Raw genomic sequence first — 14886 nt, forward strand, 5'->3', positions numbered from 1 at the left:
GTTTAAATTAAAACTGATAACCAACAGTTAATTTAACGTTACGACCTGGCTCGTAATCCAAGAGGTAAAGCTGCCCGAAGCGCGGATGGTTACTGGTGCCTGTACGCGAAGATTGCGATGCGTAGAACTCGTCAAACACGTTATCTATACCAAACGTTACGGTTAAGCCATCAACGGTTTCGGGCTGCCAGCGCGCAGACATATTGTGCACTGTGTAGCCGTCTTTATCGTTGTTTAGTGTTGCAGAATCTAACGCTAAATCGCCATCAACAGCACCAAGGTGTTGAACGTCCCAATGTAATAGCGCGTTAATAGAAGGTAAGTCGTAATCAATGCTTAAGCTAATTGGGTTGCCGCGCTGACGATCTTGACGGGCGCCATCTAAACTTGCGTATTGCTCGTTTGCATCTAAGTCACTTTGCGCTTTAGAGAATACAAGCAATGTTGTTAAGTTACCTACATCGTAACCAACATAGGCTTCGAAACCTTTTAAGTTCATGGTGCCTACGTTATCTTTCCACGAGCGGCCGCCCACTTCGGCTGGCGGTGTTGCGTAATCGTAAATGTAGTTGGTAATACGCGTATTAAAGAAGGTAATACCTGTAGAGAACGCATCAGCACCTAGCACTTCATCTTCAAACGAAATAGCAAGCTCGGTATTTAAGCCACCTTCGGCTTCAATACCTGGGTTTGCAGTTTCATACAGGCCAGCACCAATAAACACTTCGCCTATTTCTGGGCCTTTAAACAGTTGTGTTGTGCTTAAGCTGGTTACAAGGCTATTTGAAACTTGGTATTCCAATGCAAGCGCTGCGGTAACTTTAGAGAAGCTATCGTCTACTACAGTAGAGTCAATATCGAAGCTGTTGTAACGCACACCAGGAATAATACTGAAGTCGCCCAACTCAATTCTGTCTTCTATGAATAGCGCTAGGTTTTGAGCGCTTTCTTCACTTTGCAGGCTGCCATCGGTACGGTAAGCCGTATCGTAATTGATTATGTCTACGCCGTAGGTAAGGGTTTGAGCACTGCCTACCGGCGAAACAGCCAAAATATTAAAGCCTGTGTTGGTTGCTTCACCTTCTACTAATGCAGGGTCTTCTGGCCAGATTGCCTGATTGGCACTTTCATCGCGCCACAACTTACTTTCGTTGGTAAACGCCGCCACGCTCACTTCGCTATCGCCCAGTGTTACGTCGTAGTTAAGGGTAATGGTATCGCGGGTAAACTCGGTATCGAAGGTTAGCGGCAAGCCAAGGCTCTCACTAATTGCCCAATCGGTTGCAAGGCCCATATCGGGGCGGTAGCTGTAATCGCCTTTATCTTTATAGGCTTCGTAACCAATTTTAAAACGTTGGTTTTCAGAAAGATCCCAACCGAACTTAACCAATAAATCTGTAAGCGTGCCCTCTAAGCCGCGTACTTCACCATCGGTATTGCCCACTTCTACACCATCGGCATCTAAAATTTTGCCACCACCTACGGTGTAGTTGTCGCGGTTAATTGTGTTGTAATACACCAATGCATCAACACTCTCGCTAAGCTGGCCATAGCCTGTTACCGCCGCACCCATAGAGGCATTATTGGCATAGCTTGCCTGCACGCGGCCACCAAAATCTTGCCCTGCTGCGAGCAGGTCTTTGGCGTCTTTTGTTTTAAAGCGCACTGTACCGCCTAAGCCGCCATCTACCACCGAGTTGTTACCAACTTTAATATCCACCGACTGTAAAATGTCGGCGTGAATTTGTAAGTTGCCCATGTGGTGATACATGTATGTATTTTGGTTTGCGCCGTCGATGGTGATACGCAAGTCTTTGTCATCCATACTGCGGATGGATATACGCTGGTTTAATGAGTGAGCACCGCCCACATCCACGCCAGGAATGCCGCGCAGCAGGTCACTAATATGATCCGCCTGCTTTAGCTCGATGGATTCCACATCCATTTTTACCGATGAAGCGATAACCTGTGTGCCCCAAACGTTTATTTCTTCAATTAGATCGTTTTCTGCTTGAACCTGTACAGAAACGGCTAGCGCAAGCGCACTGGGTAGAAACAAATGCTTACCCGCTGGTTTTGAAATGGTCATGTAAACCCCGAAAATAGAAAGACGCTAATGAGAATGATTTGCAGTTGCGTATTCTAGTTGATAATATCCGCTTGTACGCAGCCATTTGCTATGCAAAAACGTCATTGTGTTATGCGAAATCGTCACTACAGGACCTCTTATGACCGCCGCACCTATCAATACTAATCCGAGCAGCCGCGCCCTTACGGCCCCAGCACTCGAGGCGCTAGCGAACTACGCAGGGTGCAGAAACGCCACAATCCACAGCAAAGGCGCAAAAACAGACACGTTAATTAACGGCCATTTCACCTTAAAGCGGGAGTTCGATGGCATATTGGTGCATGCCTGCAATATGGAAGAACAAAAAGATGCCCTAGTAGCCAGCCAGCAACACGCTGGGCTTACCTTTGGTGTATTGATAGAAGGGAAAATAACGTTTGGCTTTAATGGAGAGTTCGGCACTATAGAAGCTGCAAACGGCGCCCAGGGTTGGGCCACTAACCTCACCCAAAACGCCGCATGGCAGCGCAAACTGACCAACAAGCAGCAAGTGATTAAACTTGTGGTTTCTGTACCGCCGCAATGGATAAAACAGCACCTGTGGCAAAACCCCGCCCCAGCCTTTTTAAATAGGTTTATAAGCACCCATTTAGCGCGAACACATTGGCTGGCATCCGGCAGTTTAGTGCGCCACGCAAAAGCGGTAATGAGCAGCCACAGTAATAGCCCCAGTCAAGCCCTGCACTTCCACGCCAATGTACTCGCATTTATTGCGCAAGCACTGGACGACATTGAAGCCAGCGGCGAGCGCATTTTTAACTTGCACAACCCTAACCGAACCAGCCGGAGCCTTAGCAGCCAAGCTATAAAAGTGCAGCAGCATTTAGAGCACTGCATTAATGAGCTGCAGCCGGGTGCTCACATTCAATTGGAAGATATATCACATGCGCTGGGCATGAGTGTAAGCAAATTGCAGCGTTTATCGAAAGCACACTTTGGCTGCACTATTGCCGAGTACATTCGTATTCGTCGCCTAGAAAAAGCGCGCCACGAAATTCAGCACAACAATTTAAGTATTGGCGAAGCTGCTTTTTTAGCCGGCTATAATCACAGGTCCAACTTCTCTAAGGCTTTCAAACAATATTTCAATTTATGCCCCGGCGACATAGCGCCGCAGTAACGTAATTTTTACGTGAGTAACGCTACAATTCCCCGTTCTAAAAACACCTTTAGTTTAACGCGCCACTTTTTACATAATTGCAACAATTAGGGGTAGAAAGAGTTGTATATTTTGTGCAAAGTTGAACTACACTAAAAGTACGCACTAGCGTAATGAATTGTTGCAGGTTCAGATGGAGTTGATTCGGGCCAAGTGATATTGCAAGCGGTAAAAAGCTGTCACATTACATTTTTTTGTTACAGTTTTATTGCGATTACCCTTAATACCTATAGCCCGCAAAAAGTAAAAGGTATAAGCCTTTTACCACGACTCAAAATAAAACTAACAAGAGTCTTTTTTATGCAATTAGCTACCCACGCCAATACAGATACCCTAGCCCCTCTCTTTTTGCTTATTGAAGCGAATAACCAAGACGCAGATATACTTGAAATAAGGTTGCGAGACGCGTACCAACACCACCACGCGGTACTCGCTGTAGATTCGGTTCAAGCCGCTAGCGAAGCGCTTACAGACTTTGAGTTCGACGCGCTTATTTATTGCTCTAGCACAGAAAACCTAAACACAACCGATACAGTAAAAGCGTTTTGCGAACTTACGCCAAACTTACCCATTATTGTAATTACCGACGATAACGACTTTAGCTTAGCCAACCAAATTATCGCTAGCGGTGCAGAAGATTACTTGCATAAAAACGAACTAACCGCGGAAGCGCTATTGCGCAGCTTAGCGTTTGCCACACAACGAAAAAAAGCGCAAACATCGCACTTATTACACAGCCACTCTTCATTGGGCACCGATTCTATTCACGACATAACAACCAATCAAAACCCGCTACAACAAGATTCTTTAACAGAAATACACAACTTAAGTTATTTTTACAATTACGCAACCACAGCCATTTTTCGCGCACAACGTGCAAACGCTCAGCTAGCTGTTTTATTATTTGATATAAACGACTTCGAGCTAATTAACCAACAGTTTGGCCGTCACACTGGCGACCAGCTTTTACAGTTAGTTGCTAAACGTTGCGAAAACATTGTGCGCCACACTGAATGTATTGCACGCCTATACGACGATACCTTTGCAATTATTACCGATACCCTAAACCACGAGCACGAAGCCTACCCGCTGGTAACGCGCCTACAACAATGCTTTGACTCACCATTCGAAACGTCGCAAAAGCAAATAGTTGCAACGCCCTCTATTGGGGTTGCATTTTTACCTCAACCTGCAGATTTAAACCATTGGGTAAAACAAGCAGACGCAGCCAAAACCCAAGCCAAAGCCAGCGCTAAAACCAACGTTGAATTTGCAAGCGAATCGGCATCGGCCGGCTACAAGCGCACACAAAGTGTTGCAGCCAAAATAGAAAAGGGTTTACAGGGCCGTGAGTTTAGTACGGTTTTTCAAAGCTATTATTGCGATGACGACAGCAACCCACTGTATGCAGAGGCGTTTAGCCGCTGGCGCTCTACAAGCCTAGGCAATGTAGCCCCGCGTGAGTTTTTACCAGCACTCAGCCAAAACAGCATGTTAGATGAATTAACCAAACAGGTGCTTGCCAATGTGGCACAACTGCAAGAGCAAGCACTTGCCGCTAATAGGCCTATAGGGAAATTTAGCGTAAATATTAGTACGGCTCAGTTACACGACCGCATTTTTTGCGAAAACTTTTTACACTGGCTAAGCGTAAACGACTTAAGCTCAAACACTATTTGTTTAGAAATTTCTGAACGCGAAAGCATTAATGCCATTCTTGCGTGCAAAAGTAATATCCACTTTTTACACCAGCAGGGCATTAGTTTTGCGCTAGATAATTTTGGCACCGGCAATACAGCCATGACCCAACTAGCAGACCTACCCATAGATTACTTAAAAATAGACCGCGCCATAACCCAAAACATAGATACCAACAAACCCATGCAGGCACTTAGCTCTAGCGTAATAAAAATGGCGCACAAGCTGGGCATAAAGGTAGTAGCTGAAGGCATAGAAACGCAGGAAGAGTTTTACGTACTGCGCGCATTCGACTGCGACTTCTACCAAGGCTTCTATTTTGGCCAACCCTGTAATTCACATACGTTGATGCAAGAACAAACCGTAGACATGAGGGCGCATTAAGGGTAGCTAACAGCGATTAGTTTACAGTTAACAGCCAAACCCTATTAGCGGCACACCCTTGGCTTTAGCTGTTAACTGTAAACTGTCCCTCTGTTAACTATCTTTCAACCCCTTTGTTATCAATCTATCTAAAGCGTTTGCAAAGGCTTGCTTATCGTTCGCTGTCAACGCGGCAGGGCCGCCGGTGTGTTCGCCGGAGGAGCGCATTTGCTCTAGGAAGTCGCGCATATTTAAGCGCGGGCGTATATTTTCGGCGGTAAGTAGCTCGCCCCTTGGGCTAATCACTAAACCGCCCTTTTCTATTGCCTCGGCGGCGAGGGGGATGTCGGCCGTTATTATCAAATCACCGGCTTCCACCTGCTCGACTATGTAGTTATCGGCAACATCAAAGCCTGCAGATACCTGTATAGCTTTAATAAACGGCGATGGAATAACCTTAAGCGGTTGGTTGGCTACCAGTGTAACCTGTACCTTACGGCGTTGAGCTGCGCGAAAAAGCACCTCTTTGATCATATTTGGACAGGCGTCCGCATCTACCCACACCCGCATGAAACCTTCTCCAAATTAAGTTAAAATAGTTGTACAAAAAACAGACATATGGCGCCCAGCAATGTATAATCGCGCCCCTTTTCCGTATTCGTGGCTAAAAAAGCGGCGATACCCTACCGGCTACACCAAATCAGGAATATTTAATGACCGAATCCAGCCCCAATTTTGCTCAACTGGGCCTAAATGAACACATTCTTAAAGCACTAACAGACGTTGGTTACGAAACCCCCTCCCCCATTCAGGCCAAAAGTATTCCTGAGTTATTAGCTGGACGAGATATTCTGGGCCAAGCCCAAACCGGTACGGGAAAAACCGCAGCATTTGCTCTACCAATACTTAACAACCTAGACCTAAGCCAAAAAGCGCCACAGGTTCTAGTACTTGCACCTACCCGCGAACTAGCCATTCAGGTAGCAGAAGCATTTCAATCATACGCCCATCACTTGCCCGGCTTCCACATTCTACCTATCTACGGTGGCCAAGGGTACGACCAGCAAATACGCGCACTGAAGCGCGGTGTTCACGTTATTGTGGGCACACCCGGTCGTGTTATGGACCATATGCGTAAAGGCACGCTAAAGCTAGACCAACTTAAAGTATTGGTACTAGACGAAGCCGACGAAATGTTGCGCATGGGCTTTATTGACGACGTTGAATGGGTACTCACTCAAACCCCACCTACCCGCCAAATCGCGCTATTTTCGGCTACCATGCCTAAAGAGATTGCTAAGGTTGCTAACAAATACCTTAACGACCCAGCGCTTATTAAGATTGAAGTTAAAACCCAAACCGCCGACACCATTCGTCAGCGTTACTGGGGCGTGAGCGGCCACCACAAGCTAGATGCCACTACGCGCATACTCGAAGCGGAAGAGTTCGACGCGATGATTATTTTCGTGCGTACCAAAACCACAACTATCGAGCTGGCAGAAAAACTGGCCGCACGCGGCTACTCCAGTGCGGCACTTAACGGCGACATCTCGCAAAACCTGCGTGAGCGCACCGTAGAGAAGTTGAAAAAAGGCCAAATTGATATTCTAGTTGCTACCGATGTAGCGGCACGCGGCCTAGACGTAGATCGCATTAGCCACGTACTAAACTACGATATTCCCTACGATTCAGAAGCTTACGTGCACCGCATCGGCCGTACAGGCCGCGCTGGTCGCTCGGGCGAAGCCATTCTTTTTGTTGCACCGCGCGAAATGCGTATGTTGCGCACAATAGAAAAAGCTACCCGCAAGCCTATCGAACTAATGAAAATGCCAAGCACGGATGATATTAACCAAATTCGTGTTGATCGCTTTAAACAAAAAATATTGGATGCAGCCAAATCACCAGGCCTAGAGTTTTTCCGCAAGCTCGTTACCGAAATGCAACACGACAACGAACTGGATACTGCCGACATAGCAGCAGCGCTTGCTCTTCTATACCAAGGTGACCAACCACTATTGTTGGAAGACCGTCCTCAGCGTCAACAGCGTGAATTTAAAGAGCGCGATGGCGACTTCGATAAACGCGGCCGTGGCGACAGAGATGGCCGTGGACGCGAAGGTCGAGATCGCGGTAAAGGCCGTGAAAAAGACGAAAACATGGAGACCTACCGTATAGAAGTAGGCCGCAAAGACGGTGTTAAGCCTGGCGACATTGTTGGCGCCATTGCCAACGAAGCAAATATTAGCAGCAAGTTTATTGGCCACATTAAACTGCACGACGACTTCAGCACCGTAGACTTGCCATCAGGTATGCCCAAAGAAGTTTTCGAAACCCTAAGCAAAACTTGGGTTTGTCAAAAGCAGCTGCGCATTACCCGTGCAGAAGGCAACGCTGGCGGTGGTCGAGGCCGTGGTGGTGACGACTTCAAACGCAAAAAACGCCCAGCCAATAAAGATGGCGCACCGCGTAAACCAAGAGCCAAAAAAGCCGATAGCTAAAACACGGCTATAAATTGTTAATTACCAAAGGCCCACAGGTTTCCTGTTGGGCCTTTTTTATGGCCAACTGAAACGCATTACACGCCATATGGCCCCCCCCTTCATCCCGTTATGTCACCAATATCTTTTTGATATTAAAAATAACGCTTTTAATGCCAAAGATCTCAAGTCATTGATTTTCTAAACTATATTGTAAATACCCAGAACAAATATCACTCAAAAACGATTTGACAACGTTGTCAAAAAGAAATACGGTAGAGCCATGACAACGTTGTCCATTGGTAACCGAACCGATATTACGTACACCGGTCATTTTTAAAAAAGCAAACTATAAGCAATCACTTACTCTGCCGAGCAGGAGTTAACCATGAGAAATAAACTACGCAGTGCTATTAAGGCCATAAACTACGAATCAATCACTACCGCAGCTGTTTTGGGGATGGCTGCCCCAGTGTTCGCACAGGATGCAGGACCGATCGAAGAGGTTACCGTTACTGGTATTCGCAGCTCTTTGACTCAATCCATAGACAAAAAACGCGACGCTAATGCTGTTGTTGACGCAATTACGGCAGAAGACATAGGCAAGTTCCCAGATAAAAACGTTGCTGACTCCCTATCGCGCATCACCGGTATTGGTGTGAGCCGTGAATTTGGTGAAGGTGAAAAAATTACCGTTCGCGGTGCTAGCCCTTCAACTAACCGCACCTTGTTAAATGGTCAATCAGTAGCGTCTGCAGACTGGTTTATCTTAGATGTGCCATCACGCAGCTTTAACTACACCTTACTTCCTTCAGCGCTAGTTTCTAGCTTAGAAGTATATAAGTCGCCTGTAGCCAGCATGGATGAAGGTTCTCTAGGTGGTACTGTTGTACTCACTACTCGCCGCCCTCTAGACCTTCCTGCGAATGCTGTTTCAGTAAAAGTAGAAGGCCAATATTCAGAAACCTCTGGCGAAACCGATCCACAACTTTCTGCCATGTACTCCTGGAAGAATGACGACGAAACAATTGGCTTGTTAGTTTCTGGTGTAAGCCAACAACGTAAAGTTGTGCGTGAAGGTGTAGAGATTTTAGGCTGGCGTGACACTGGCGGCGTAAAAGTGCCAAGCCATATTGGTGTACCGCGCTTTGAACAAGAACGTGACCGTCAAACCGTTTTTGCCAGCGCCCAATTTGCTCCAAGCGAGAATTTAGATTTCACCTTAAATGTTTTGAAATCAAAAATGGACTCGAACAACCACAACCAAAACTGGTTGATTTTCCCAAACAATGAGGCCACCGAAGCATTAACGGACCCAACTGTTTGGACAAGCAGCACCGTAGAAGACGGCAACTTGGTTGCGGCGAGCGTTGCCACTGGCGGCTCTACCGAATTCGACTTTATTAACCGTCGCTCTTCAACCGAAACACAATCTGTAGATTTAGACATCAACTATTTAAGCGATTCACTGAATGTGCACGCACAAATAGGTAGCACAGATGCCAAAGGCGGTACCTATCGCGAAGCGTCTTACTCTGCTCTTCCAATTAACGATATAGGTTACTCGTTCGATTTACGTGGCACGCCAGAGCTTGAGACGACTGTAGACTCATCTGACCCAAGCGCATTTGCACCTGGCTGGATTTGGGGTGGTAAAAAACCAACTACAGATAAAGAAACCTACGCTCAAGTAGATTTTGAATTACCAATTGAAGCAGGCGTATTTACCGCAATTAAAACCGGTATTAAATTGCGCGACGCAGAGCGCACTCAAGAGCGTGCAGTGTTCAGTTGGCACGGCCCGAACACCATCGACGAAGACAATGTATCTGGCAGCTACTTAGATCACGTATTTGCTACTTGTACCACCTTTGAGGTATGTGGTTTAGGTGTAGGCACACCAGAAAGCATCGACGTATTGGCTTCTGGCAACATGACAGAGCAAATGTACCACGATCAAGCAGCGTTCGAAGAAATTGCATTTGTTGGCTTAGACGGTGTACCCGCAGATTACGCTGTGAGCTTAGAGCTAGCGCAAAACTGGGAAGTATCTGAAAAAATCAATGCGCTTTATGTGCAAGGTGATTTTGAAGGCGACGGTTTCCGCGGCAACATGGGTGTTCGCTACGTATCAACCAAGCAAACTTCTGGTGGTTATGAGTTCTCTGACGATTCTTGGGGCTTTTACACTATCGACCGCGAATGGTTAACACCATCAAGCTTAGAGTGGGTAACCACAGACAATAGCTACAGCGAAATATTGCCAAGCTTTAACGTTGCGTTTGATTTAAATGCAGATCAAATCTTACGCTTCAGCTCAGCGCGTGTTATGTCTCGTCAAAACTGGAACGACATTTCTGCAAGCGAATCGTTCGGCTCTTTGAACCAAGCAGCACCTGCAGGTACGCGCAGCAACCCATTGCTTAACCCACAAATTGCAGATCAGTTTGATATTTCTTGGGAATGGTACTTCGACGATGCGTCACTGTTGTCTGCTACCTACTTCTTTAAAGATATTAAGAGCTACAGATCTTATGTATTTGACACATCACCACGCTACAACGAAGAAACTGAAGAGTTCGTAGATGTAACCTTCCAACAGCCTGTAAACGGCCTTGGTGGAACAACAGACGGCTTGGAACTTTCTTATCAGCAAGGTTTTGGCGACTTTGGTGTTGTAGCCAACTACACCTACACCAACGCAACCAACGAGCAAGAGCGTGACGAAACGTCTCCAGGTTCAGGCCTCGTTGAAGGCACATCAGACCACATGATGAACCTCACCGGCTACTACGAAAACGACGTGCTAAGCGCGCGCTTAATGTATAACTACCGCACCGAATGGTACAAAGGTTTGCATTTTAACGGCGATGAGCTGTGGAACGACGCTTTCGGTCAATGGGACGCGAGCTTCAGCTACAACGTTACCGATAACGTATCGCTCTCTTTAGAAGCTATTAACCTGCTAAATGAAGAAGTCATTGAGTACAACACCGATAAAGCACGCGTTATGTCGCTTTACCAAAACGGTCGCCGTATCGTTGCCGGTGTATCCATTAACTTCTAATTTGTATCACAGTAAACTTTGGCTTGGCTTAGTCGCTAGTGATCCTACGCTAAGCCTCGCCTAAGTTAGTAAAGTAAATGTGCCCTCTGGCTTCGCCCCTAGCCTAGAGGGCCACCCCTCAGGGTACCCTTAACTGCATTTTGAACAGATGGTCAGAATTTAGTTAAAGCTATCTTGATACACCGAGCTTTCTCCAAGCGCTAAACGCACTCTAGTTTGAGTGCAGGGTTAATTAGGTTCCCCTCTGATTTAGCATTTGGTTGTGGTTAATGCTCTGCATTAGCCACCTTTTTATTCCTTGGGCTTTGCAAACGCATGGATGCGGCGGCTCTGGGCACCCAATATGACCTTGCGGGTGCAACCAAAAATTCACAATTGCAGCGCAGGCCGCTATAGTCGCGCCCAGCGTTGCATAAAAACAAATAAACCCATTGCTTGCGCGGCATTTGTCGCAGATGTACATAGGAAGAGGTTCTCCATGGCCAATTTGCCACCCACACACTCACCACTATTTCTCGGCGTAGACGGCGGCGGCACCAAATGCCGTGCGGTACTTGTCGATTCAAACAATACTGTACTTGGTGTTGGCGAAGGCGGCCCAGCAAACCCCTATCACGGTGTAGAGCGCACTTACGAATCCATAATGAACGCAACAGACATTGCTTTGCGCAATGCGGGTTTAACGCCTAAGCATAAAGCGAATATTGTTGCGGGCCTGGGTTTAGCCGGTGTGCATTTACCTAGCTTGTTTCAAATAGTTAACCAGTGGGATCACCCTTTTAAAGCGCAGTACCTCACTACCGATTTACACATAGCCTGCATTGGCGCACACGAGAGCGACGACGGCGCAGTAATGGTTGCCGGCACAGGCAGCTGCGGTTTCTCTTATGTAAACGGCCAAGCCGTTACGTTAGGCGCGCACGGCTTTCCTTGCGGCGACAAAGGCAGCGGCGCTTGGCTTGGGTTATCGGCTATTCAGGCTGTGCTTATTGCAGAAGATGAGCTCGGCCCAAGCACTATGCTAAGTGACTTAGTAGAGGAGCAATTACAAGCGCGTGGACTAATGATTGTAGATCGCTTATCTGGTGCTAAATCGAGCGATTACGCAAAATTAGCTCCACTTGTTTTTCACGCTGCCGAACAAGGTGATAGCGTCGCCCTCAATATTGTAAAAGACGGCGCCGATTATTTAAGTCGCGTGGCCAATAAACTCTGGGCCACCAAGCCACCGCGCATGTCATTAATTGGCGGCGTTGCACAACGTATGCTCGATTGGATGGATGCAGACATTGCCGCACGCATGTCTGCCCCACTTAGCCAGCCGGAATTTGGCGCTGTACGTTTTGCCAAAACCAAGCACGCGGCTAAACCGCAAGAAATAGCCAGCTAATATATTTAGCCCAATGTGTTACGCCTTATGGCGCAACACATTCTTTAACTATTTTCGCAGTCTCTCTAAAAATAGGTTTTAGCACCAAAGCCAAATTGAACAAGCTGAATATTTAAGCGAATACTTCAAGCTAAAACCTAATAAACAGCGCTAAACGTACTATAGCGATATAGCAATGTAGAGAGCACCGCAGCGCCAATTAGAGACACACCATGAAACTAAGATTATTACCACATAGTATAAGTTTAGCATCGCTATTACTGCTAAGTGCTTGCCAGCAAGAGCACGCAACCAGTACAAACGCGCAACTCTCCCCTATTGCACCGCCTGCTATCTCTATTGTTCCCGCACCGGTTTCGGCAGAAATAAAAACAGGGCAGTTTGTTTTTGGTAATAGCACACAGCTTACAGTTAACAGCGAAAAGCTAAGAGATGTTGCGCAGCTTTGGGCGGATTTTTTTAATGTTGCTAGTGGTATTAATTTACAGGTTCAAAGCGCTACAGGTAATAGCGATGAAGCAAATAGCGTAAGTCTTGAGTTGGTGCCGGCTTCAGAATTCTCATCAAGCAATGCAGAAGCCTATGAATTAACGGTTACAGATAATGCAATAACAGTACGCGCTAGCACTCGCGCGGGTATTTTTTACGGCTTAACCAGTTTGCGCCAGTTATTGCCGCCGCAAATAGAATCACCCTCCCCTATTAATTCTGTAAATTGGGTTGTACCTGCGGTTGCTATTGTCGACGAGCCCTTATACCCCTATCGCGGTATGCACTTAGATGTAAGCCGCCACTTTTTCGATGTGAATTTTATTAAACGCTATATAGATATATTAGCGTTCCACAAAATGAATCGTTTCCATTGGCATTTAACCGATGACCAAGGCTGGCGTATTCCGATCGACGCCTACCCCCTACTCACAGAAAAATCGGCTTGGCGAGACAAAACGGTTATAGGCCATACCTACGACCGCGACGTAGCTTACAACACTAATAGAATAGGCGGTTTTTATAGCAAAGAACAAATACGAGACATAGTTGCTTACGCTGCAGAACGCCAAATTATGGTAATTCCAGAAATAGATGTCCCCGGCCACGCAGCAGCTATTTTACACGCTTACCCAGAGTTTGGTTGTATCGAGCAAGTTTCACAGGTGCAAAGCAACTTTGGCATTTTCGAGCAAGTGCTTTGCCCAACCGAGCCAACCTTTGAATTTTTGCGCGCAGTGTTTACCGAAGTTGCCGAGTTATTCCCTGGCGAATACCTACATGTAGGTGGCGACGAAGTAAAAAAAGTTCAGTGGCAACAGTCACCCTTTGTTACCGAATTAATGCAGCGTGAAGGTTTAAAAGACTACCACGAAGTACAGAGCTACTTTATTTGCCGCGTAGGCGAGATAGTAAGTAGCTTAGATAAAAAAATGTTGGGCTGGAACGAAATACTCGACGGGGGTATTGCTCCCAATGCGACTATTATGTCTTGGCAAGGTGTTGAAGGTGGTATTGCTGCCGCCGAGCTGGGCCACGATGCGATTATGTCGCCGGGAAACTATGTGTACTTCGATCACTTTCAGTCTCGCTCGGTGGATGAACCACTTGCCATTCACGGTATTACACCGTTATCAGAAACATACTCTTACAACCCCATGCCCGAACAATTTGCTGGCACAGAAAAAGCCAAGCACATACTCGGCGCCCAAGGGCAACTGTGGACAGAGTACGTGCCTACCACAGCAAAAGCGGAGTATATGATACTGCCAAGATTAAGTGCGGTAGCAGAAATAACCTGGACACCAGTCAACAAGCAATCGTGGCAAAGCTTTAGCGAAAGGCTACCCAGCCTATTTGCCCGCTTTGACGAAATGGGCTTAAACGCAGCGCGATCTGTTTATGCAATTACCGCTACCGCAAAAACGGAAGGCAGCGGTGAAGATGCCAAATACCGCGTAAACCTTGCCTCCGATACGGCTCATGTAATTATTCGCTACACAACCGACGGCACCTTGCCGAATGCGCAATCGCCTATTTATAGCGAACCATTTTTAGTAGAAGGCGATACGTTTGTGAGGGCGCGTAGCCAAGATAAAATAAGTGGTAACTTCTACCTGGAATCGCAACTGCGCACCGTAAAACACAAAGCCGTTGGCGCCAAGCTAACACTGTTAAGCGAAGCGAATACAGAGTGGAATAAAGACCCAGTAAAAACCTTAAGTGATGGCATTACTTCGATAGACCAAATATTTCAACTCGACGACTGGGCCACATTTTTTGGCGACGAGGTTGTTGCACATATAACCTTCGCTAAGGCACAAACCGTTAGCGAAGTAAGCATTGGCTTTAACCCTGGCAAGCATCGCCAAATGTACCCACCCACTCGTTTGCATATTTTAAGCTCAAGCGATGGCGAAACATGGCAAAGCTTGGGTGAAGCCGACCCACAACACCTTGCCACCGCAAAAAATCGCGTAAGTTACACCTTTGCACCAACAACCACTCGCCACCTACGGATAGAGGCGGAAAATAAAACCCGCGTACTAAGTACCGAAAGCGGTAAGCTAAAAAGCGTTCCCCTATACTTAGATGAAATAATCGTTAAATAAA

The 14886-nt window shown here is 46.7% G+C and carries 8 protein-coding genes; 6 read left to right on the forward strand and 2 right to left on the reverse strand.

Annotation, left to right across the window (positions count from 1 at the left end):
• Window positions 1-7: 7 nt before the first annotated feature.
• Window positions 8-2089: a TonB-dependent receptor domain-containing protein gene (locus SDE_RS15870; protein WP_011469503.1), complete on the reverse strand. Its 2082-nt coding sequence runs from the start codon at window positions 2087-2089 to the stop codon at window positions 8-10.
• Window positions 2090-2228: 139 nt separating this feature from the next.
• Between SDE_RS15870 and SDE_RS15875 the strand changes: the two genes are divergently transcribed.
• Both SDE_RS15875 and SDE_RS15880 read left to right on the forward strand, forming a co-directional pair.
• A complete protein-coding gene (locus SDE_RS15875; RefSeq protein ID WP_011469504.1) occupies window positions 2229-3248 on the forward strand; it encodes a helix-turn-helix transcriptional regulator in 1020 nt (339 codons plus the stop codon).
• 339 nt (window positions 3249-3587) lie between these two features.
• A complete protein-coding gene (locus SDE_RS15880; RefSeq protein ID WP_011469505.1) occupies window positions 3588-5369 on the forward strand; it encodes a putative bifunctional diguanylate cyclase/phosphodiesterase in 1782 nt (593 codons plus the stop codon).
• Between the two features lie 93 nt (window positions 5370-5462).
• Here the strand turns inward: SDE_RS15880 and SDE_RS15885 are convergent, their stop codons facing one another.
• A complete protein-coding gene (locus tag SDE_RS15885) occupies window positions 5463-5918 on the reverse strand; it encodes a YaiI/YqxD family protein (RefSeq protein ID WP_011469506.1) in 456 nt (151 codons plus the stop codon).
• A gap of 143 nt (window positions 5919-6061) precedes the next feature.
• On the opposite strand from SDE_RS15885, the gene SDE_RS15890 reads away from it, so the two are divergent.
• The 4 genes from SDE_RS15890 (at window position 6062) to SDE_RS15910 (ending at window position 14885) form a co-directional block, all read left to right on the forward strand.
• A complete protein-coding gene (locus SDE_RS15890; protein WP_011469507.1) occupies window positions 6062-7849 on the forward strand; it encodes a DEAD/DEAH box helicase in 1788 nt (595 codons plus the stop codon).
• A gap of 367 nt (window positions 7850-8216) precedes the next feature.
• A complete protein-coding gene (locus SDE_RS15895; RefSeq protein ID WP_011469508.1) occupies window positions 8217-10895 on the forward strand; it encodes a TonB-dependent receptor in 2679 nt (892 codons plus the stop codon).
• 478 nt (window positions 10896-11373) lie between these two features.
• Complete coding sequence (gene nagK / locus SDE_RS15905; protein ID WP_011469509.1) at window positions 11374-12285, forward strand: N-acetylglucosamine kinase; 912 nt, start codon at window positions 11374-11376, stop codon at window positions 12283-12285.
• Window positions 12286-12497: 212 nt separating this feature from the next.
• Window positions 12498-14885, forward strand: a complete 2388-nt coding sequence (locus SDE_RS15910) for a beta-N-acetylhexosaminidase (protein WP_011469510.1) — start codon at window positions 12498-12500, stop codon at window positions 14883-14885.
• Window position 14886 lies beyond the last annotated feature (1 nt).

It is taken from the genome of Saccharophagus degradans 2-40 (genome assembly GCF_000013665.1).
Lineage (GTDB): Bacteria > Pseudomonadota > Gammaproteobacteria > Pseudomonadales > Cellvibrionaceae > Saccharophagus > Saccharophagus degradans.

Excerpts from the sequence above, each read along its gene's own strand:
- SDE_RS15870 (WP_011469503.1), bottom strand. The coding sequence starts at position 2,089 with ATGACCATTTCAAAACCAGCGGGTAAGCATTTGTTTCTACCCAGTGCG.
- SDE_RS15875 (WP_011469504.1), top strand. The coding sequence starts at position 2,229 with ATGACCGCCGCACCTATCAATACTAATCCGAGCAGCCGCGCCCTTACG.
- SDE_RS15880 (WP_011469505.1), top strand. The coding sequence starts at position 3,588 with ATGCAATTAGCTACCCACGCCAATACAGATACCCTAGCCCCTCTCTTT.
- SDE_RS15885 (WP_011469506.1), bottom strand. The coding sequence starts at position 5,918 with ATGCGGGTGTGGGTAGATGCGGACGCCTGTCCAAATATGATCAAAGAG.
- SDE_RS15890 (WP_011469507.1), top strand. The coding sequence starts at position 6,062 with ATGACCGAATCCAGCCCCAATTTTGCTCAACTGGGCCTAAATGAACAC.
- SDE_RS15895 (WP_011469508.1), top strand. The coding sequence starts at position 8,217 with ATGAGAAATAAACTACGCAGTGCTATTAAGGCCATAAACTACGAATCA.
- nagK (WP_011469509.1), top strand. The coding sequence starts at position 11,374 with ATGGCCAATTTGCCACCCACACACTCACCACTATTTCTCGGCGTAGAC.
- SDE_RS15910 (WP_011469510.1), top strand. The coding sequence starts at position 12,498 with ATGAAACTAAGATTATTACCACATAGTATAAGTTTAGCATCGCTATTA.